The sequence below is a fragment of the Aeromonas sp. XH genome, assembly GCF_033348475.1.
GTDB classification, from domain to species: Bacteria; Pseudomonadota; Gammaproteobacteria; order Enterobacterales; family Aeromonadaceae; genus Aeromonas; species Aeromonas sanarellii.
This window is the reverse complement of sequence record NZ_CP137630.1, coordinates 3,500,001-3,521,000: the sequence shown is the minus strand read 5'-3', so window position 1 is coordinate 3,521,000 and position 21,000 is coordinate 3,500,001. Positions and strand designations below refer to the sequence as shown.

At 63.7% G+C, this 21,000-nt stretch carries 18 protein-coding genes (1 of these 18 cut by a window edge); 8 read left to right on the top strand and 10 right to left on the bottom strand.

The annotated features are described in order from the left end of the window. Positions 1-16: 16 nt before the first annotated feature. The gene (locus tag R2B70_RS16130) at positions 17-928 is read right to left on the bottom strand and encodes a LysR family transcriptional regulator (protein WP_318161982.1); all 912 of its coding nucleotides are present in this window, start codon (positions 926-928) and stop codon (positions 17-19) included. A 145-nt stretch (positions 929-1,073) separates the two neighbouring features. Between R2B70_RS16130 and aguA the strand changes: the two genes are divergently transcribed. The 3 genes from aguA (at position 1,074) to R2B70_RS16115 (ending at position 5,297) form a co-directional block, all read left to right on the top strand. Continuing rightward, entirely contained in the window at positions 1,074-2,171 is a 1,098-nt protein-coding gene (aguA, locus tag R2B70_RS16125; protein ID WP_318161981.1) for an agmatine deiminase, read from the top strand. Between the two features lie 137 nt (positions 2,172-2,308). Next, entirely contained in the window at positions 2,309-4,012 is a 1,704-nt protein-coding gene (locus R2B70_RS16120; protein ID WP_318161980.1) for an amidase, read from the top strand. Between the two features lie 244 nt (positions 4,013-4,256). Further along, positions 4,257-5,297: an IS481-like element ISAs19 family transposase gene (locus tag R2B70_RS16115; protein ID WP_318161979.1), complete on the top strand. Its 1,041-nt coding sequence runs from the start codon at positions 4,257-4,259 to the stop codon at positions 5,295-5,297. 25 nt (positions 5,298-5,322) lie between these two features. Here the strand turns inward: R2B70_RS16115 and R2B70_RS16110 are convergent, their stop codons facing one another. The 4 genes from R2B70_RS16110 to R2B70_RS16095 form a co-directional block, all read right to left on the bottom strand. After that, on the bottom strand, positions 5,323-6,390 hold the full coding sequence (locus R2B70_RS16110; protein ID WP_318161978.1) for a PIN domain-containing protein: 1,068 nt from the start codon (positions 6,388-6,390) through the stop codon (positions 5,323-5,325). A gap of 630 nt (positions 6,391-7,020) precedes the next feature. Then, the gene (locus R2B70_RS16105) at positions 7,021-8,298 is read right to left on the bottom strand and encodes a ferric reductase-like transmembrane domain-containing protein (RefSeq protein ID WP_412055148.1); all 1,278 of its coding nucleotides are present in this window, start codon (positions 8,296-8,298) and stop codon (positions 7,021-7,023) included. Between the two features lie 233 nt (positions 8,299-8,531). Then, positions 8,532-9,785: a DEAD/DEAH box helicase gene (locus R2B70_RS16100; RefSeq protein WP_318161976.1), complete on the bottom strand. Its 1,254-nt coding sequence runs from the start codon at positions 9,783-9,785 to the stop codon at positions 8,532-8,534. Between the two features lie 174 nt (positions 9,786-9,959). Next, positions 9,960-10,466 carry a hypothetical protein gene (locus tag R2B70_RS16095; protein WP_318161975.1) on the bottom strand — a complete coding sequence of 169 codons (507 nt, stop codon included), beginning with the start codon at positions 10,464-10,466 and terminating at the stop codon, positions 9,960-9,962. Positions 10,467-10,613: 147 nt separating this feature from the next. Here R2B70_RS16095 and R2B70_RS16090 point away from each other — a divergent pair, with 147 nt between their 5' ends. Together R2B70_RS16090 and R2B70_RS16085 are read left to right on the top strand one after the other, a co-directional pair. Further along, the gene (locus R2B70_RS16090; RefSeq protein ID WP_210538512.1) at positions 10,614-11,522 is read left to right on the top strand and encodes an S-adenosyl-l-methionine hydroxide adenosyltransferase family protein; all 909 of its coding nucleotides are present in this window, start codon (positions 10,614-10,616) and stop codon (positions 11,520-11,522) included. A gap of 299 nt (positions 11,523-11,821) precedes the next feature. Next, a complete protein-coding gene (locus R2B70_RS16085; protein ID WP_318161974.1) occupies positions 11,822-13,717 on the top strand; it encodes a PhoX family phosphatase in 1,896 nt (631 codons plus the stop codon). Positions 13,718-13,934: 217 nt separating this feature from the next. Here the strand turns inward: R2B70_RS16085 and R2B70_RS16080 are convergent, their stop codons facing one another. Further along, positions 13,935-15,884, bottom strand: a complete 1,950-nt coding sequence (locus R2B70_RS16080) for a MacB family efflux pump subunit (protein WP_412055147.1) — start codon at positions 15,882-15,884, stop codon at positions 13,935-13,937. A gap of 2 nt (positions 15,885-15,886) precedes the next feature. Further along, positions 15,887-17,044: an efflux RND transporter periplasmic adaptor subunit gene (locus R2B70_RS16075; protein ID WP_318161972.1), complete on the bottom strand. Its 1,158-nt coding sequence runs from the start codon at positions 17,042-17,044 to the stop codon at positions 15,887-15,889. Between the two features lie 148 nt (positions 17,045-17,192). On the opposite strand from R2B70_RS16075, the gene R2B70_RS16070 reads away from it, so the two are divergent. Together R2B70_RS16070 and R2B70_RS16065 are read left to right on the top strand one after the other, a co-directional pair. Then, entirely contained in the window at positions 17,193-17,873 is a 681-nt protein-coding gene (locus R2B70_RS16070) for a response regulator transcription factor (RefSeq protein WP_318161971.1), read from the top strand. A 14-nt stretch (positions 17,874-17,887) separates the two neighbouring features. Continuing rightward, positions 17,888-19,207, top strand: a complete 1,320-nt coding sequence (locus tag R2B70_RS16065) for an ATP-binding protein (RefSeq protein WP_318161970.1) — start codon at positions 17,888-17,890, stop codon at positions 19,205-19,207. A gap of 89 nt (positions 19,208-19,296) precedes the next feature. Here R2B70_RS16065 and R2B70_RS16060 read toward each other — a convergent pair whose 3' ends face one another. The 3 genes from R2B70_RS16060 to R2B70_RS16050 form a co-directional block, all read right to left on the bottom strand. Then, positions 19,297-19,707: a DUF6515 family protein gene (locus R2B70_RS16060; RefSeq protein WP_219142783.1), complete on the bottom strand. Its 411-nt coding sequence runs from the start codon at positions 19,705-19,707 to the stop codon at positions 19,297-19,299. 1 nt (position 19,708) lies between these two features. After that, positions 19,709-20,002 (bottom strand): hypothetical protein, encoded by a 294-nt coding sequence (locus R2B70_RS16055; protein WP_223917065.1) that lies wholly within the window; start codon positions 20,000-20,002, stop codon positions 19,709-19,711. 146 nt (positions 20,003-20,148) lie between these two features. Next, the gene (locus R2B70_RS16050; protein WP_209794679.1) at positions 20,149-20,709 is read right to left on the bottom strand and encodes a carbonate dehydratase; all 561 of its coding nucleotides are present in this window, start codon (positions 20,707-20,709) and stop codon (positions 20,149-20,151) included. Positions 20,710-20,930: 221 nt separating this feature from the next. Here R2B70_RS16050 and R2B70_RS16045 point away from each other — a divergent pair, with 221 nt between their 5' ends. After that, positions 20,931-21,000: the 5' end (the start) of a ribonuclease T2 family protein gene (locus R2B70_RS16045; RefSeq protein WP_318161969.1), read on the top strand. The gene runs 572 nt beyond the window's last position; only the first 70 of its 642 coding nucleotides appear in the window; it begins with the start codon at positions 20,931-20,933; its stop codon lies beyond the right edge, outside the window.

Genomic DNA, 21,000 nt, shown 5'->3' with positions numbered 1-21,000 from the left:
GTGCCAGACGCAGCGCTTATCCCGGATTCACCAGCTCCTTCATCAACGCCTTCAACCAGATCAAGGCCGGTTGCTGCGCATGCACCGGGTGCCAGACGCAGTTGAGGTGGTAGTCCGGCACGTCTTCGGGCAGGGGCAGGCTCCTGAGCGGCCAGTGGTTGGCGAGCAGCTCGGCCACCATGCTCGGCAGCACCAGCAGGTGGTCGCTCTGGCTCACGATGGCGGCGGCGGACATATAGCTCTGGCTGTTGACCGAGATGGTGCGGCTATGACCCAGGCTCTGCAAATAGCGGTCGAGGCTCGCCTCCGAGGTGCCGAGCGGCGAGTGGAACACATGGGGCATCTCGATAAGCTTTGCCAGGGTGATGCGCTCCTCCTCCAGCGCCAGTGTGGCGCGCACCAGCCCGGCCAGGGGCTCGGTGAGCCAGGTCTCCTTGCCGAGATACCCCGGCACCTGCATGTATTCGTCAAACCCCAGCACCAGATCGATTTCGCCGCTCGCCAGCTCGGCTTCGGGCAGGGTGTCGCGCAGGATGCGGATCTCGATGGTGACCCCGGGGGCCAGCGTCCTGAGGCGCTGGATAAGCGGCGGGATCAGCACGCACTCCACGTAGTCCGTGGTGCAGAGCACGAAGCGGCGCTTCGACTGGCTCGGCGCGAACTCGTCCTCCTCGGACAGCTGCTGCTCCAGCAGCCGCAGTGCCTGCTGCACCCCCAGGTGCAGGCGCTGGGCCCGGGGAGTCGGCAACATCCCCTGGGGAGTGCGCACCAGCAGCGGGTCGCCGAGAAAGGTGCGCAGCCGGTTGAGGGAGTGGCTCATGGCGGGCTGGCTGATAAAGAGCGATTCGGCGGCGCGGGTCACGCTCCCTTGCGTCATCAGGGCGTCAAAGGCGAGCAGCAGATTGAGGTCGAGCTGGTGCAGTTTCATGGAGGATTATTCGCCGTGCTTATGGGACAATCCATCCTATTCATTTGATGGATGGGCGCGCAACTTCTTACACTGCGACCCACTCTTATTTTTCCAGGGTTCCTGCATCAATCCGGGGGCCTCAATCCATGCAAGGAGCCTTGCGATGAGCATCAAGACCATCAACTCCATTCCGGCCGCCGACGGCTTCACCATGCCCGCCGAGTGGGCGCACCAGCAGGCCGTCTGGATGATCTGGCCGTTCCGCCCGGACAACTGGCGCGTCGCCGGTCGCTTCGCGCAAGCCACCTTCGCCAAGGTGGCCGATGCCATCGGGCAAGCCACCCCGGTCTTTATGGGGGTGCCGGCCCAGTTTATGGAGCAGGCTCGCGCCATCATGCCCGCCCACGTCACCCTGGTGGAGATGGCCAGCGATGACTGCTGGGCACGCGACACCGGTCCCACCGTGGTCACCAACGCCGCCGGCGAGTGCCGCGGGGTGGACTGGGGCTTCAACGCCTGGGGCGGCCACAAGGGCGGTCTCTACTATCCCTGGGATCAGGACGAGAAAGTGGCGGCCCGGATGCTGGAGCAGCACGGCATGGATCGTTACGCCGCGCCGCTCATTCTGGAAGGGGGCTCCATCCACGTGGATGGCGAAGGCACCTGCCTGACCACCGCCGAGTGCCTGCTCAACGAGAACCGCAACCCGCACCTGAGCAAGGATCAGATCGAAGCTCACCTGCGCGACTATCTGGGCGTGAAGAGCTTCATCTGGCTGGACGAAGGCGTCTACATGGACGAGACCGACGGCCACATCGACAACATGTGCTGCTTCGTGCGTCCGGGTGAAGTGGCCCTGCACTGGACAGACGACCAGAGCGATCCCCAGTACGCCCGCTCCCTGGCCGCCCTCAAGGTGCTGGAAGCGGCGGTCGATGCCAAGGGTCGCAAGCTCAAAATCTGGAAGCTGCCCCAGCCGGGCCCGCTCTACTGCACCGAAGAGGAGTCCGCTGGCGTCGAGAGCGGCAGCGGTGTGCCGCGCGAGGCAGAAGGCCGTCTGGCCGGTTCCTATGTGAACTTCCTCATCACCAACGATCGCATCGTCTACCCGCTGCTGGATGCCGCCACCGATGGCGAAGCCCAGCGCATTCTGGAAGAGATCTTCCCGGAGCACACAGTGGTTGGCGTACCGGCCCGGGAGATCCTGCTGGGCGGTGGCAATATCCACTGCATTACTCAGCAAATTCCTTCTGGCAAGTAAGAACCTGTTCCAAGCCAGCCGAGGTTGGTATTCAAAACCCCACTCAGTGGGGTTTTATCTCTTGATAATGTGATGGTCGCAGGCGCCGATGCGGCGATCATCATGACAAACAGTCACCCTTCTGCAGGAGATCCCCAATGATCGAAGTGACCGAGGTTTCCATTGCCGAGCTGCGTGCCGCGCTCGAATCCGGCCGCACCACTGCGGTCGAACTGGTCGAGGCCTATCAGGCGCGGATCAAAGCCTATGACGGCCCCGAGACACAAACCCGCCTCAACGCCGTCGTGGTGCCCAACCCCGATGCCCTGAAAGAGGCGCAAGATTCTGACGCCCGCCGCGCCCGTGGTGAAACTCTGGGCCCGCTCGACGGCATCCCCTACACGGCCAAGGACAGCTATCTGGTCAAGGGGCTGACTGCCGCATCCGGCAGCCCGGCCTTCAAGGATCTGGTGGCCCAGCGCGACGCCTTTACCGTGGAGCGCCTGCGCGCCGCCGGTGCCATCTGCCTGGGCAAGACCAATATGCCGCCCATGGCCAATGGCGGCATGCAGCGCGGCGTCTATGGCCGTGCCGAGAGCCCCTACAACGCCGACTACCTGACCGCGCCCTTTGCCTCCGGCTCTTCCAACGGCGCCGGTACAGCCACCGCCGCCAGCTTCGCCGCCTTTGGTCTGGCCGAAGAGACCTGGTCGAGCGGCCGTGGCCCGGCCTCCAACAACGGCCTGTGTGCCTACACCCCGTCCCGTGGCGTGATTTCTGTGCGTGGCAACTGGCCCCTGACCCCGACCATGGACGTCGTCGTGCCCTACGCCCGCACCATGGCCGATCTGCTGGAAGTGCTGGATGTGGTAGTGGCCGACGATGCCGAGACTCGTGGTGACCTGTGGCGGATGCAGCCCTGGGTCAAGATCCCCAAGGCCTCCGAGGTGCGTCCGGCGTCCTATCTGGATCTGGCCGCCAAGCCCGACGCCCTCAAGGGCAAGCGCCTCGGCGTGCCGCGCATGTTTATCAACAAGGATGAACTGGCCGGCACCAGCGACAATCCCGGTATCGGCGGCCCGACCGGTCAGCGCATCCATACTCGTCCGACTGTGATCGCGCTGTGGGAGCAGGCCCGTCAGGCACTGGAAGCCTCGGGCGCCGAAGTCATAGAGGTGGACTTCCCCCTGGTCTCCAACTGCGAAGGGGACAGACCCGGCGCGCCCACCGTGTTCAACCGCGGCATCGTGAGCCCGGAGTTTCTCAACGACGAGCTGTGGGAGCTCTCCGGCTGGGCGTTCGACGACTTCCTGCGCGCCAATGGCGATCCCAAGCTCAATAAACTCGCCGATGTCGACGGGCCCAAGATCTTCCCCCACGATCCCGGCACCCTGCCGAACCGCGAGGGGGATCTCGCCGCTGGCATGGACGAGTACGTCAATATGGCCAAGCGCGGCCTGAAATCCTGGGACGAGATTGCATCTGTGCCGGACGGTCTGCGTGGCCTGGAGCAGACCCGCAAGCTGGATCTGGAGGACTGGATGGACGGGCTCAAGCTCGACGCCGTGCTGTTCCCGACCGTGGCCGATGTGGGCCCGGCTGATGCAGACGTGAATCCGGCCTCCGCCGATATCGCCTGGAGCAACGGCATCTGGGTCGCCAACGGCAACCTCGCCATTCGCCACCTCGGCGTGCCGACCGTCACCGTCCCCATGGGCATCATGGCCGATATCGGTATGCCGGTGGGCCTGACCTTCGCCGGTCGCGCCTATGACGACAACAAGCTGCTGCGCTTTGCCTCGGCCTTCGAGTCCACCGGCAGCAAGCGGATGGTGCCGCCACGCACGCCGCCGTTGGGGTAAATATCCCGAATTGGTCTGGTGATAATGATAAAATCCACCCGTTATACGGGTGGTTTTTTATTCTTCATAGTCATCAGGATCATAAGACGACTCTTGAAGAGTGATCTCGGCGTCGTCCATATCTAAAGATATTAGGTGTATGGAGACGGTATTCACCTGACAGTTGCCCACAAAAGGGAGTGGTCATACGGCTTCAAACCGGATAACAAAACGGTACCCCTACCGTGTTATCTGGAGTCACCGTATGACCACCAACGAGAAAGTAGCACGTCGCAAACTCAGCCTGCTAGAGCTCGCCAAAGAGCTCAATAATGTCAGCAAAGCCTGCAAGCTCATCGGCTACAGCCGTCAGCAGTTCTACGAAATTCGCCGTAATTACCAGACCTATGGCGCCGAGGGCTTGCTCGACAAATTGCCCGGCTGTAAAGGGGCTCATCCCAATCGGGTCGCTCCCGAGATTGAACACGCCATCCTCGATTACTCCCTCACCAGACCAACTCATGGCCCGCTGCGGGTCGCGCAAGAACTGGCTCTGCAAGGCATCAATGTCAGTGCGGGCGGTGTGCGTGGCGTGTGGCAACGGCACGACTTGCTCTCCAAACACGACCGCTTGCTGCGCCTTGAGAAAACTCACCGGGAGCAGACCATTGAGCTCAATGACGAGCAGATTCGCCTGCTCGAACGCTTCAGCCCCGAGTTTCGCGAACGCCAGATTGAGGTTCACTACACCGGAGAACTGGTGGCGGTCGACACCTTCTTCGTCGGCGCGCTCAAGGGGGTTGGCAAGGTGTATCTGCAAACCGTGCTGGACTGCTATAGCCGCCACGCCTGGGGACGGCTCTACACCAGCAAGCTGCCGGTGACCTCGGTTCATGTGCTCAATGAAACGGTACTGCCGTTTTTCGAGGCCCACGAGGCACGGGTCTATACCATCCTGTCGGATAACGGGCGCGAGTTCTGTGGACGAGCTGACCACCATCCCTACGAGCTGTTCCTGCAACTGGAGGGGATTGAGCACCGGACAACCAAGGTACGCAGGCCGCAGAGCAACGGCTTTATCGAACGGCTGCATCGCACACTGCTGGATGAACACTTCCGTATCAAGGGGAGGACGACCTGGTATGAGTCGGTAGAGCAGATGCAGACAGACCTGGATAGCTACCTGGAACACTACAACACCCAGCGGCCACATCAGGGCAGGATGATGGAGGGACAGACGCCTTACAGCATGTTCAAGAAGGGTCTGAAATTGATACCGAAGGAAGTGCGCACTAAAGTAGCGTAAACAAGACACCGGTTTGAGGCCGGTGTCAGGTGATAACTAGATCTGTACATATTAGGGAATCAATAAATTCAATGTCATCTACTGTGGCGCGAGCAATAAGCTCATCATCATAATTTAGGCTCACATCGACGAATGTTTTCTCTTTGTGATTAATATGTAATCTGTCGGTGACTATGAAAACATATTCTCTGTCTTCAGGATCCCACGGAGAGTTTTCATAATTTGCAGCTGAATATTCTGCACTCACCGAAATTTCAATTTCCAATTCGTAGGTCGCCCTATGTGGGCTAACTTCTATAAGGTTTTTGTCGACTACGCTTACTTGGGTAACAATAATACGTTCGATATCGACATCTAAGTAATAGCTGCTGTCCGGATAAAACTCCATATCTGAAAGTTTAGCGTGAATGGTTTTTATAATTTCGGATTCAAGTCTAGTGAACACCTTATCCGCAAAAGATACCGGTTCGCTTAATTCAGCTTCATTTCTTATAACTAAGTCAATTAGCTCATCTACGGTTTTTAGATGAAAAATATTTTCATATTGCTCTGCATATGCCTTCATATCTCCATCGCAACTAATTACATAAAGTAGATGCTCTCTTTCCTCACTTACTTTGCGCACAGCTTCTAAAGCAAATGCATCAGGAAACTCATTCTTTTTGTTTTCTCCACAGAAAGGTGGAAGACTATTGAAGTAGTTTTCAAAAACAATTGATGCATCAACAATGTTTATTGGGACAATCTCAGCATTACTAATCGTTAAAAATTTATCAAATGCATCCATCAGAATCTTGTTAATGTCATTTTCTTTTAGGGCTGAAAAAATCCCATGACAATCAAGAGTTGGAGTGTTTCTGAGAATCATTGCCTCCTTCTGAGCCTTTTTTATGGTGCTGGCTGCTTTTTTCGCTTTCTCTTTCAGGTGTTTTTTAACCTCCTGAATTGTTACTTCGGTTGTCAGTAAGTGTAATTTTCTTTTTTCCAAGAAACCGCAGAGCTGATCCAATTTATGAGAGTCAAATTGAAAGTTTTTGTTTTCGAATGCTGACGTGTCAATGAAAATAAGCCTGCTTTGGAGTTCCATGGCCATAAGTGCTCAAATTGTCTGCCTAAGAGTAGATTTAGATTGATTTTTTCTGCCTTAATAGTCAATTTAAAAAAGCTAAACCTTGTCCTCTTTAGAGGGCTGCATGTTCGAATAGCGAAGCGTATTCGGACGCTCGCGAATCGGAGGCCGTTGGTTCCAGGGTTTCCTGCCGGTCTTGCCATGACTCGGTGCGCGGTGGTATGCGGACGATTACGCTGCGCTAATCGTCCCTACATCAGGTGTTGATTGCGTATGTCGAGTCCTTACCTCTCTCCATTCCCCGCATTGCCAACCGCCATCTTTGTCGTGACTCGCTGCTGATTTCTCCTGACGTCCCTCGACTTCACCCTGGCTTCACACAGCCTCATTTTCCCCTCACATATCCCTTCTATCTTCTGCCCATTGATAAATGGGCCTGCTTGCCGCAGGGGTGGCGAGGGCCAAAGAGAGGGGAGCAAGACGATGAAATCCTGGATCAAATACGGGTTGGCCGGGGCCTTGATACTGGTGGCGAGCTTCTGGGGCGGCAGCGTGCGGGCGGCGGGGGCGTGGCCCGCTCAAGGGGGCCCGTGCCCACCTGTCTCCCAGTCCCCCTTGTATCAGGCCAATGACTGAACGCGCCGGTCTGGCCCGTCAACGGAAGCGGAACAGCTCCCGGTGCAGCGGGGCTGCCAGATGGGCATCCAGAGTCTGGGCCATGGGCTCGGGGCCGCAGAACCACACCGGGGTGTGCTGGCGTTCACCCAGGGCGGCGAGATCCAGTCGGCCGCGCTCTGACTCCAGATGCAGCCGGTAGTCGACCCCGGCCCGGCGGCACAGCTCGGCCAGCCGACTGTGATAGGGGGCGGCCTCGGCGGTGGGGGCGCATTGCAGCAAGGTGGTGCCCGGGCGTGTCTCGCCACGGCGCACCAGGGCTTCCAGCCAGGCGACGAAGGGGGTGATGCCGATGCCGGCTCCCACCCAGAGCGCGGGGGCGGGATCCGGCAGGGCGAAGGCGCCATAGGGGCCGGTCACGATGACCGCATCCCCCACCCTGAGGTGGCGGTGCAGCCAGCGGGTGTGATCCCCGAGGGCGCGTACCGCCAGGGTGAGGGTGCAGCCATCCGCCGAGACATTGACCAGGGTGTAGGGGTGAGGCTCGCCGCGCCCGGCGAAGTCGAAGAAGGCGAATTGCCCCGGACGATAGCCGTGCAGGGGCGCGGTGAGGCCAACCCGGATCTCCAGGGTGCGCTCATCCAGAGGGGTGAGGGCGCAGACCGTCCCCTGGCGACGCGCGTTTTGGCCCACCCGGCCAAACAGGGAGTAGAGCGCCCCCAGGGCCCCCAGCCCGCCGCCGACAAGCAGGGTCAGGCCGACCGGGGTCAGGACGCCGATGCGCGGCAGCAGGCAGAGCCCGTGCAGCCAGCCCATCAGATAGATGACGGGGGCCAGCCGGTGAACCACCCTGAAGCGCTCGTAGCGCACCACCGCCAGCAGGCTCACCGCTACCAGGGCCAGCAGCAGATAGAAACCCCACTCCCCCAGGGTATTGCCGAGTTCGTGCCACAGGTCATCGCTGCCTGCGCCTGCGCCTGCGCCGCGGCGTGCCGGCCGGGTCAGCCAGTCGGCGGCGACGGCCCACTTGGGGGCCTCCACCAGCAGCCAGTGGGCCACCAAGGTGCCGGTGGCCCAGAGGGCGCTGCTGCGGTGTAGGCGCAACATGCGATCCAACCCGCCGCACCAGGCTTCGAGCCTGGGCAGGCGCAGGGCGAGCAGCAAAGAGAGGGTCATGGCGCCGAGGCCAATCAGACCGGTCAGGATCAGCAGTTCATGGCGCCAGGGCCAGAGACCGGCGGGCCACTGGGTCAGGCCAGCGAGCCAGAGCAGGGTGAGGGTCAGGGGCAGGGCCCAGACGAGGGATGCGGGTTTCATGATGTCCTCCTTGTCCATGCCTCCATTGCACGCCTGCTTTGTGGCGAAAGTGTGCCCCCTTACTACCTCTTTTGTAGCAGAGTGTGGCAAGGATCTGCCCGGTGGCGGTCTGGTCAGGGGAGCAAAAGGGAGAGAGCAAGAGAGGGGGTCGGCGGCGCCAGGGTTTCTCCCCGGGCCGGCGCGAGGAAAAGGGGAGCACCCGTGCTTTGGGGCTCCCCCGCAAGATCCTCCAGTCAGGGCTTGCGGCCCTTGCCGCCCTTGTTGCCCGCGAGGGCCAGCTTTCTGGCCTTCTGCTTCTGGGCGCCCTTGCTGGCGCGGCGCCGCTCGGGGTCGAAGCGGGTCAGATCCGGCTCGAAGCCCGGGAACCACTGCTGGGGCAATCGGGTGTCGAGCACCGCCTCCACCTTCTCCAGCAGGGGCGCGTCTTCGGGGCTGAACAATGTGATGGCGAGCCCCTTGTTGCCGGCGCGGCCGGTGCGCCCGATGCGGTGCACGTAATCCTCCGGCTGATGGGGAAACTCCAGGTTGATCACATGGTTGAGGTCGCTGATATCGAGGCCGCGGGCCGCCACGTCGGTGGCCACCAGCGCCTGCAGGGTACCGGCGCGAAACTCCAGCAGCACCTTCTCCCGCGCGCTCTGGGACAAATCCCCGTGGAAGGCCAGCACATTGATGCCCGCCTTGCCAAGCTGCTGGGCCAGCTTGTCGGCCCCCTGGCGGGTGCGGCTGAAGATCAGCGCCGGTGCCCAGCCCTTCACGGTCAGCATGTGTTCGACCAGCGCCACCTTGCGATCCCCATCCACCGCATAGACCCGCTGCTCCACCTCGGCCGCCGTGGTGTTGCGCGGTGCCACCTCGATCAGTTCGGGGTCGCGCAGCAAGACCTTGCTGAGCGCAAAGAGGTTGTCGTCGCAGGTGGCCGAAAACAGCAGGGTCTGGCGATCCGCCGGTATCTGTTTGAGCAGGGCGGTGATCTCGTCCATGAAGCCCATGTCGAGCATGCGATCGGCTTCATCGAAGACCAGATACTCTAGCTGGCTCAGGCGCAGCGCCCCCTGGCGCAGATGGTCGAGCAACCGGCCCGGGGTGGCGATCAGCAGATCCACCCCGGCTTTCAGCGCCTCCACCTGGGCCGCTATGCTGACCCCGCCGTAGACCAGGGCGCTGGCAAGGCCTGTGCCCTGACCGTAGTGCTCGACGCTCTCGGCAACCTGCACCGCCAGCTCGCGGGTCGGCACCAGCACCAGGGCGCGGATGGGGCGAGGGGACGCCTGTTGCGGCTGCTGCATCAACAACTCCAGCAGTGGCAGCACGAAGGCGGCGGTCTTGCCGGTACCGGTCTGGGCCCCCGCCAGCAGATCGCGGCCTGCCAGGATGGCCGGGATGGCGGCGGCCTGGATCGGGGTCGGCGTGGCGTAGCCGAGCTCGCTCAGGGTCTGCTGCAAACGGGGGGAGAGCGCCAGGTCGGCAAAGGAGGCGTTGGACATAGGGGCACCAGTATGGGGTTATCGCGGCCAGGGGCCGAGACGGAAACGATCAGAGTGGCCGGCATGGTAACAGATACAGCGGCACGGGCAGAAGGCGGACCGGCGGGGTCGCAGGGTCAGATGCAGTGAAATACCTCTGCCTGCGCCTCGGCTGACTCTTCAGACCGGGCTGGCTCAGTCAACCAGGGCGACGCTCCCGGCATCCAGGTGGTGCATCCACTCCCGCAGGATCAGCAGGGCGGCGGCGACGAGCCTCTCCCTCGGCAACTGGGCGGAGGCGAGAGGATCCCCCTCCACCATGGCGGCCAGCTGGCCGAACAACCGCTCTATGTTCTCCCGGCTCTGCACCCGGTTGCCGAGCACCTCGGCCAGGGGCACCGGGCTTTGCAGGTGCAGCACGGGGTGAGGTGGGATCCGGTCCGCGAGGGGCATCAGCACATCCTCCACCACCATGATGGCCTGCTCAAGCTCGAGGGGGGTCAGCAGATCCTCCGTTACCGGGATGGCCTGCTCCAGCTCCAGGGCGCTCGGCGGGTCCCGGCGAAACGGACCCGGGGTCAGGGCATCCAGGCCCAGGGCCAGCGAAAAGGTCTGGCTGACGCCATCCGCCCCGGTGAGCTGCACCCGGCTCTGGGTCTCCCCCAGGCTCAGCAAAATGGCGTCGCGTTTCTCTACAGTCATGTGGTGCTCTCCTGTCGTCGAATGCCCATGGATACACCCGAGCGGTCCGGATTGGCGAGTCTTTTCCCCCCATTCGGGCATCAGGGGTTGCAAAGATCTCCTTGAATGGCAATCTGGACGTCCAAACGTCTTGAAAGGAGCCCTGACATGGATATTCGTATTGTCCCCCGCGCCCTCGTGCTCGCCCTCTCTCTGGTGGGGGCGAGTGCTCTTGCCAACGAGGCCCTGGTGTTCCAGACCGACTTCGGTCTCAAGGATGGCGCCGTCTCCGCCATGAAGGGGGTCGCCTTCGGGGTGGACCGCACCCTGCCGCTCCATGACCTGACCCACGAGATCCCGGCCTACAACATCTGGGAGGCCTCCTACCGCCTCTATCAGACCCTGCAATACTGGCCCGAGGGCACCGTCTTCGTCAGCGTGGTGGACCCCGGTGTCGGCACCGAACGCAAGTCGGTGGTGCTCAAGACCAGGAGCGGCCACTACATCGTCAGCCCGGACAACGGCACCCTGACCCTGGCGGCGGAGCACTTCGGCATCGACACCGTGCGCCAGATAGACGAGAAGACCAACCGCCTCAAGGGCTCCGAGAAGTCCTACACCTTCCATGGGCGCGACGTCTACGCCTACACTGGTGCCCGCCTCGCCTCCGGTGCCATCAGCTTCGAGCAGGTGGGGCCCAAACTGCCTGCCGAGGTGGTGACCATTCCCTATCAGCCTGCTGTGGTCGAGCAGGATGGCACCCTGAAGGGCACCATCCCGATCCTGGATGTGCAGTACGGCAACGTCTGGACCAACATCGACGAGGCCCTGCTCGGCAAGGCAGGCATCCACAAGGGGGACAACGCCTGCATCAGGATCAGCGAAGGAGATGCGCTGAAATACGAGGGCAAGGCCCCCTACGTCAGCAGCTTTGGCGATGTACCGGAAGGCCAGCCCCTGGTCTACCTCAACAGCCTGTTGCAGGTGTCGGTGGCCCTGAACATGGACAGCTTCGCCGCCAAGCACCAGGTGCAATCCGGCGCCAACTGGCAGATCAGCCTGAAGAAGTGCGGCTAGAGCTAGAAGGAGGCTGCCAGCGGGTGCAATCCGGTACAAACGGCATACCAGCCTGAAGAAGTGCGGCTTGAGGGAGGCTGCCAGCGGGTGTTATCCGGTACAAACGGGCAGATCAGTCTGAAGAAGTGCGGCTAGGGTTCAACCCTTCTGTCGGCGATACGTCTTTCTGGGCGGTGGCGCCTTGTCGGGCCAGGCGGTTATCTCATCGCTTGTCATCCTTGTTTAATAAAGTGCCCCCATGCTGTGGCCGGACGCAGTGATTACGCAATGACGCCAGCACAGAGAACAAGGAAAAGCCGATGAGCCGTTTTGACGAGAGAGACAGCGCCAACCACCCCCGGGAGCAGGAGCCGGAATTCAACCGCCTCATCGAGGCCGGCCTGAGCCGCCGTGGTTTCCTGAAGGGGATGGGCGCCGCCAGCATGGTGGCCTTCTTCGCCGCGAGCCCCGTGGCCCGCGCCGTGGCCGCCGCGACCCAGCCGCTGCTCGGCTTCCAGGCCGTGCCCGCCTCGGTGGCCGACACCATAGTGGTGCCGCCCGGCTACCGGGCCGAGGTGCTGATCGCCTGGGGGGATGCCCTGTTCCCCGATGCCCCCGCCTTTGCCCAGCGCAATGATGCCAAGGCCCAGGCCCGCCAGTTTGGCGACAACAACGACGGCATGAGCTTCTTCCCCCTGGGCCCGGATCGCGCCCTGCTCGCCGTCAACAACGAATACACCAACTACGAATATCTGTTCGCGGATGGCGGCAAGACCCTCAGTGCAGAGGCGGTCGCCAAGGCCCAGGCGGCCCACGGGGTCTCCCTGGTGGAGCTGGCGCGCATCGATGGCAAGTGGCAGGCCAACCCCAAGGGGGCCCTCAACCGCCGCATCACCGCCACGACCCCCATGACATTGAGCGGCCCGGCGGCGGGCCATGCCCTGCTCAAGACCCAGGCCGATCCCGAGGGGCGCACCGCCCTTGGCACCTTCAACAACTGCGCCAACGGCCAAACCCCCTGGGGCACCTACCTCACCTGCGAGGAGAACTTCAACGGCTACTTCGGCAGTGCGGGCAAGCCGGTGCTGGACCAGCGCGCCGCCCGCTACGGCCTGGCCGCCGAGGATGCAGGCTTTGGCTGGCACAAATTTGACGAGCGGTTCGATCTCGCTAAGCATCCCCGGGAGCCGCACCGCTTCGGCTGGGTGGTGGAAATCGATCCGCAGGATCCCGCCTCCACCCCGAAGAAGCGCACCGCCCTTGGCCGCTTCAAGCATGAGAATGCCGCCTTCACCGTCAACAAGGATGGCCGCGCCGTGGTCTACCTGGGCGACGACGAGCGGGGCGAGCACATCTATCGCTTCGTCTCCAAGAACCAGGTGGCGCCGGGCGATGACCCCGCCAACCGGGATCTGCTGGACGAGGGCACCCTCTATGTGGCCCGCTTCGAGGCCAGGGAGGGGGAGCTCAAAGGTACCGGCCAGTGGCTGCCCCTGGTACACGGCCAGCATGGCCTGACCCGAGAGAACGGCTTCGCCGATCAGGGGGAGGTGCTCATCTTCGCCCGGGAGGCGGCGACCCGGCTCGGCGCCACCACCATGGACAGGCCCGAGTGGGTGGCCGTGCATCCCCACAGGGCAGAGGTCTACTGCACCCTGACCAACAACAAGAACCGCGGCCTCAAGGAGAACCAGCCCCTGGACGGCGCCAACCCCAGGGCCGAGAACCCCTATGGCCAGATCATCCGCTGGCGCCCGATGGGGGACGATCACGGGAGCGACCGCTTCGAGTGGGATCTCTTCCTGCTGGCGGGCAACCCAGGTGTGCACAAGGAGGGGCTGATGGCGGGCAGTGCCAGCATCCACCCGGACAACATGTTCAACAGCCCGGACGGCATCGGCTTCGACGAGGCGGGACGGCTCTGGATCCAGACCGACGGCGACTACTCCAACGAGAAGCAGTTTGCCGGCATGGGCAACAACCAGATGCTGTGCGCCGATCCCGCGAGCGGCGAGGTGCGCCGCTTCCTGACCGGCCCCGTGGCCTGCGAGATCACGGGCCTCACCTTCACGCCTGACTGGCGCACCATGTTCGTCGGGGTGCAGCACCCGGGGGAGGAGGGGGCTCCCTCTCACTTCCCGGACGGCGGCTCCGCCATCCCCCGCTCCGCCGTGCTGCGGATCACCCGGGACGATGGTGGCATCATAGGCGCCTGATGGCCCGGGATAACCGCCGGCCCGTGATGAAAAGAGCCGCCTTCGGGCGGTTCTGTCGTATGCGTGGCGGGCGGGAGACAAAAAAAGACCGGGTACGGGACCCGGTCAAAGAACCCGCGCAGTCTGGGAAGAAGTGCGGGCGTTCAGGCTTGGTGGCGGGGCCGGTGTCGGCCCCCGATCCGGTGTCGGGGTGGCATCACCCCGGCGTCAATGCGGGCTATTCGCGCTCCAGTGCGTGGATGGGATCCAGCCTGGCGGCCCGGCGGGCCGGGGCGAAACCGAATATCACCCCGATCAGGCTGGCGCAGAGGCAGGCCACCCCCATGGTGGCAAGGGAGTAGCTCATCCGGACGCCGCTGCCGAGGTGGTCGAACAGCTGGCCCAGCAGCAGGGAGAGGGCGATGCCGAGCACGCCTCCCAGCAGGCAGATCAGCACGGCTTCAATCAGGAACTGCTGCTGGATGTCCCGGGTCCGGGCGCCGACCGCCATCCGTACCCCTATCTCCCGGGTGCGCTCGGTGACCGAGACCAGCATGATGTTCATCACCCCTATGCCCCCGACGATCAGGGAGATGAGGGCGATGAGGGCGATCAGCGTGGTCAGGGTGGCGCTGGTCTGGCTGATGGTCTGGCGGATGCTGTCGGTGTTGAGCAGGAAGAAGTCCTGGCTGCCGTGGCGCAGGGTGAGCAGGCGGCTGATGCCGTCCTGGGCGACGTCCAGGCTCACCTCGTCCCGCACGCGCACGCTGATGCTGCGCAGATGGCTCTGCCCCAGCAGGCGGCTCATGGCGGTGGTATGAGGGATCCAGACGTTGAGGGTCTCGTCGCTGCCAAAGCCGCTCTGGTTCTTGATGGCGACCCCGATCACCCGGCAGGGCAGATCCCCCAGCAGGATCACCTGGCCCAGGGGGGACTGGGTCGGGGCGAACAGCTTGTCCCGGGTGTGCTCGTCGATCACCACCTCCTGGGCCAGGCTCTCCTCGCTCTGGCGATCAAAGCCCATGCCCTGGGCCAGGCGATAGCCCCTGACCTGGAAGAACTGGGCGCCGACGCCGTTGATGGTGCCGGAGACGGCGGTACTGCCAAGGCGCAGGGTGGCGCTGGTGCTGAGGCTGGGGGTGACGCTGTGCACGTAGTCCAGCCGGGCGATGGCCTCGGCGTCCCCGATCCGCAACGTCTGTATGGTGGCGGAGCGCATGTCCCCGAAGCCACGGCCGGGGAACACCTCCAGGGTGCTGGTGCCCATGGCGTTGATGTTCTCCAGCACCCGCTCCCGGGAGCCCTGGCCGAGGGCCACCACGGTCACCACCGAGGCGATACCTATGATGATGCCGAGCATGGTGAGAAAGGTGCGCAGACGCTGGGCGACCATGGCCTTGAGGGCCATCTGCAGGGCATTGCCGAGCCCCGCCATCAGTGGGGTCTTCCCCCTGGCGGACGTCTTGGTGGCGGTCTGGGTCGCCTGGGAAAGGGCCTGTGGTTCGCGCGTGCGGCGATCGGCGATCACCCGGCCATCTTTCAGTTCGATGATCCGCTCGGCGTGGCGGGCGATCTCCATGTCGTGGGTGACGATCACCAGGGTGTGGCCCTGGCGATGCAGGGCCTGAAGGCTCGCCATCACCTCGGCGCCGCTCTGGCTGTCGAGGGCCCCGGTCGGCTCGTCGGCCAGGATCACCTCGCCGCCGTTGATGAGGGCCCGGGCGATGCTGACCCGCTGCTGCTGGCCGCCGGAGAGCTGGCTTGGCTTGTGTTCGAGCCGGCTGGCGAGGCCGAAGCGGGTCAGCAGGGCCTCGGCCCGCTGGCGTCGCTCGGCCGGATCCAGACCGGCGTAGAGGGCGGGCACCTCCACATTGGTGCGGGCATCGAGATCCGCCAGCAGGTGATAACGCTGGAAAATGAAGCCGAAGTGCTCCCGGCGCAGGGCGGCGAGCTCGTCACGGCTGAGGGTGGCAGTGTCGCGCCCGGCCACCAGATAGGCCCCCTCGCTCGGCTGATCCAGGCAGCCCAGCAGGTTCATCAGGGTGGATTTGCCGGAGCCCGAGGCGCCGACGATGGCCACCATCTCCCCACGGGCGATCGCCAGATCGATGCCATCGAGCACGGTGACGGTGCGCTCATCCTCTCCGAAGTGGCGGCGGATGCCCCGCAGCTGCAACAAGGCGCTCATGGTCACATCCCCATGGGGGGTGGCATGCCCCCGGCGGCGTCGCTCTGGCCCGCGCTCACTTCGCTGACGATCACCCGCTCACCGGCGCTCAGGCCCGACAGGATCTGGGCATCCACCTTGTTGTTCAGGCCGACCTTGACCCGGCGCAGGCTGATCCTGCCTCCGTCGTCGACCACCCTGACCTGATCCCCCTGCAGGGCGATGGCCGGGATCACCAGCGCCTCTTTGAGCCGGGCGACCACCAGATAGACCTGTGCCGTCATGCTGATCCTGAGCTGACCGTCCTGGTTGGGCACCTCGAACAGCCCGTGATAATAGATGGCGCTGCTGTCGCTGCTGCTAGTGGTCGTGTCGTCGTTGATGGTGTCGGGGGCGGGCTCGATAGCGCGCAGGGATCCCTCGAAGCGGCGCTGGCTGTTGCCAAGAATGGTGAAATAGACCGGCATGCCGACCCGGGTGTTGATGACGTCGGCCTCGGAGATCTTGGCCTCCACCGTCATGGTATCGAGCCGGGCTATCTTGAGCAGGGTGGGGGTGCTCTGACTGGCGTTGAGGGTCTGCCCCTCCTCCACCGGCACGGCCACCACGGTGCCGGAGAGGGGGGCCAGGATCCGGGTATACCCCAGGTTGACCCGGGCTGTGTCCACCGCGATCCCGGCTTGCACCCGCTGGGCCTGGAGGGCCCGGATATCGGCCAGGGTCTCGTCCAGGGTCGCCCTGGCGCTGTCATGGTCGGCCGTGCTGCCAAGGCCCCTTGCGACGATCTTTTGCTGGCGCTGGTACGCCAGGCGGGCATTGCGAAGGGTGGCCTCTTTGGAATCCAGCTGGGCCTGGAGGTTGTCGCGCTGGGCAAGGGCATCCTTGAGGGCGTTCTGCTGGGGCAGATCGTCGATCTCGGCCAGCAACTCCCCCTGTTTGACTGCCTGACCCAGGGTCACGTGCAGCTTCTTGATCTGGCCCGACACCTGGGCGCCCACGCTCACCTGCTTGCGCGCCTTCAGGGTACCGTCCGCCATGATGAGCTGCTCCAGATCCCGGATCTCGGCGCTGGCGGTGATGTAGTCGCTGGCGGGGGCCTTGGCCTGAGGGCGCCAGGCCAGCAACAGGGCGAGGGCGCACAGGGGCAGCAGCCAGAACAGACGAGGGGAGAGCTTGGGCATGACAACCTGTATCCTGAATGACGATCACGGTGGCACTCTACCCCAGAGCCGGGTTAAGGCTCTTTGCGCCAAGCGTAAGGGTTTCGTAAAAATGGCTGCCAAGTGCGTGGCAAGGGGCGAAAATGGCCGCCGACAAGGGAGAGCCTGTATGAAGATCCTGCTGGTGGATGACGACGCCGAACTGGGCGCCATGTTGAGTGAATACCTGGGGGGAGAGGGGTTTGACACCACCCAGGTGCTGACCGGAGGGGAAGGTGTGCACCATGCCCTCTCCGGCCGTTACAGCGCCCTGCTGCTGGATGTGATGCTGCCCGACTTGAGCGGCACCGAGGTGCTGCGCCAGGTGCGCCAGCGCAGCCGCCTGCCGATCATCATGCTGACCGCCAAGGGGGACAACGTGGATCGAGTGGTGGGACTGGAGATGGGGGCCGATGACTATGTGCCCAAACCCTGCTACCCCAGGGAGCTGGTGGCCCGGCTGCGGGCCGTCCTGCGGCGGGTCAACGAGGGGGGGAGTTCAACCCCCTCGCCGGATGCCCTCATCCTGGGGGAGCTGACGATCACCCCGGCCAACCGGGTCTGTCTCTGGCAGGGGGAGCCGCTGGAGCTGACCGCCACCGAGTTCAACATGCTGGTGTTGCTGGTGCGAGCACCGGAGCAGGTGGTCACCAAGGACACCCTCTCCCTGCAAGGGGTGGGGCGCCCGCGGGAGGCCTATGACCGCAGTGTCGATGTGCACATCTGCAACCTGCGGCAGAAACTGCAGCAGAAGGCGGGGGAGGCCGTCACCATAGAGACGGTGCGCAGCATAGGGTACAAGATACGGTGATCCTCAAGGGACGTTTGTTCTGGAAGATACTGCTGGGGTTCTGGCTGGCCATAGTGCTGGTCAGCCAACTGCTCTGGCTCGGTTTTCGTGCCGAGCGTGAACCCCCGGAAGAGCACCTGGCCCAGCAGTTGGCGAGCCAGCATCTGGAGATGGCGGCAGCCGTGCTGGCAAAGGGAGGAATTGAGGCTGCGACGGCATTGAGCGAGACCATGTCGCCGCCGTTGCTGCAGATAACACCCCTCGATGTCTCCGATGCGCCCCCCCGGCCAGTGCCCCAGGCATCCAGGCCGCCTGTCCCCGGGGAGCCGGGCCCTGGCACCGTGCTGACACGCACCGTGATCGCCAGCGACGGGCAGGCCTATCTGCTGCAGACCAGAGTGGACTCGCGCGTCCTCCCCGGCGGGCCTGCGCCCGGTCCCCTCTCCTGGCTCAACATTCCCCCGCCCATGCTCTGGATTGGTGGCCTGGGGGGACTCTTGTTCAGCATTCTGTTCGCCTGGCACCTGACCCGGCCGATGAACGCCCTGCGGCGCAGCTTCGATCGGGTAGCCAGAGGGGATCTGGGGGTCAGACTCTGGCCCGCCCTGCGCTGGCGCCGGGACGAGCTGACGGAGGTGGCTAAGGAGTTCGATCTCATGGTGGAGCGGCTGCAGCAGCTGGTCGAGGGGCGCGAGCAGCTGCTTCACGACGTCTCCCACGAGCTGCGCTCCCCCCTGGCCCGCATCCAGATGGCCATCGGCCTGGCGGAGCAGCGCCCGGAGAAGGCAAGCGACGCCCTGGCGCGGATCCGGCTCGAGACGGAGCGGATGGACAGGATGATAGGGGAGCTGCTGACCCTCTCCCGTGCCGAGCAGGGTCACGGGCTGGCGCAGAGCCACTACGACCTGCTGGCGCTGGTGGAGACCGTCGTCCAGGATGCCAGGTTCGAGGCCCAGCAATCCGGGGTCGAGATAGCGCTCGAGCAGGCGCTGGGGGAGGGTTGCCTCCTGCTGGGTCATGCCGAGCTGGTGCGCCGCGCCGTGGAGAACGTGGTGCGCAACGCCCTGCGCTTCTCGCAGTCGGGGCAGAAGGTGAATGTCAGCCTGATTCGTCTGGGCCAGGAGGTGCAGCTCTCCATCGCCGATCGGGGGCCCGGTGTGGAGGAGGGCAAGCTGGCGGGGATCTTCGATCCCTTCGTGCGCATCGGCTCACCCCGCATGGGCAAGGGCTACGGGCTCGGGCTCGCCATCGCCCGCAAGGCGGTGACCCTGCAGGGCGGCACCATCCAGGCGCGCAACCGTGCTCAGGGGGGGCTGAGGGTGACCATGACGCTGCCCCTGCATGAGCCGTCCTGAGGTACGCGGCTCTGGCTGGAGTGGGGTGAACCCCAGGTAATGAAAGAGGGGGCCAAGGCCCCCTGCTCGTATCTGTTCCATCGTGCGATTCAGCGCAGCGCCGCCGGTGGCGGTACCTCGGTGTAGCGCCCGTCTATTTCTCGCAGGTAGTAGTGACCCTCCCTGACGTAATAGCGGCGGCCATCCAGATCCAGGGGGACCAGGCCCGACTCCGCTGTGACCAAGACCTGAGGGGGTGGAGCAACCACCACGTAGTGGTTCTCCTGCCGACGGTAGAAGATGCCGTCGAGCACATAGTAGGTGAGCCCCGCCAGCAACAGGGTTTCCACCCCTCCCGGCAGCCTGTCGACGCGGTGGCCGAAGCCGGGGCCAGCCCCATGGCCGTACTGCGGGGCAGGGCTCTCCCATCCGCCCGGCCTGCCCATGTCACCCGGACCCGCCATGGCGGGCAGGGCGATGGCCATGGCAAGCAGCCAGAGTGAAGGGCGGCGCAGACTCATCTCACTGCCCCTTGAGCGGCGCACCGGCGGGCTGGGGTTTGAGTGGCTGGGGCGGCAGTTCGCGCACGCTGACCATGACCTCGTAGCGGGTATCCGGCTTGGCGGCATCAATGTTCCTGGACAGTGCCTGTGCCAGGGCCTGGGGATCCGCACCCTGCTTGCTGGCGTGATAGAGCACGGAGGGGGGCGGTGTCATGGGGCCTCCCTGGCGGGCGCCCATCGGGGGCGGCATCTCGCCGGCATGAAGGAGCGTGGTGCCCAGCAGGAGGGCAAGAGCGATGGGGTAGCGTGACATGATGATGACTCCATTGATGGGAACGCCCCCATCAAACGCGACGCGTGCGCCCGGCTCAACCACCTTTACACCCTCTTTTCGCCCTCTTTACCGTTGTGACAACGGGCGCCGTGGCGCCCGTCGTGTCTCGTGAACCGCTCGCCGGATCAAAACTCGTTGGAGAGCGCCTTGTAACCCCTGACCAGGTCGATATTGGTGTGGGCCACATCCTCGGAGAACTCGGTGGCGTCCACGGTGACGCGCGGGATTTGCGCCAGATCGCTCTGCTGGTTGATGCGGGTGGTGGAGGGCACGTAGAAGCCGGGGGGAATATCGCAGCCATCGACCACGGAGTTGTGGCGCACCACGGATCCTTCGCCGATGTGGCAGTTGAACAGCACGCTGTTGAAGCCGATGAAGACGCGGTTGCCCACCTCGCACGGTCCGTGGACGATGCTGCGGTGGGCGATGGAGCTGTACTCGCCGATGGTGACGGCGGCGCCGGATTTGGAGTGGATGACGACGCCATCCTGAATATTGGAGTTGGCGCCGATGACGATGGGCTCCATGTCGCCGCTCTCGTCCACTTCGTCTGCGCGGATCACGGCATAGGGGCCGACAAACACGTTCTCCTTGATGATCACCTTGCCACAGATGATGGCGGTCTTGTCGATATAGGCGGATTCGTCGATAACGGGCAGGTGACCTGAGGGATTCTTGCGGATCATGTTACGTCCTGTTGCTGATGAAATCGGGGAAAAGTGGCGCGTCATGAAGGCCCGCCGGAGAGCCAGCTTACGCCTCTGATCCGGCAGGGGAAACCTTTTACTGGTCTGACCCATCTTTCATAGGGGCATTGCTCATGGTTGTTCTTTGACTCCCTGTTATGGGAGCATGAGGGCGCGAAATGGGGCGCCGCCGGGTGCAAAGAAATGAGGAGGATCGAGAGATGAAGCAGGTCATGGTATGGCTGGTGGGGTCGCTGTTGTGGATCTCCGCCGCACAGGGCAAGGGCCGTG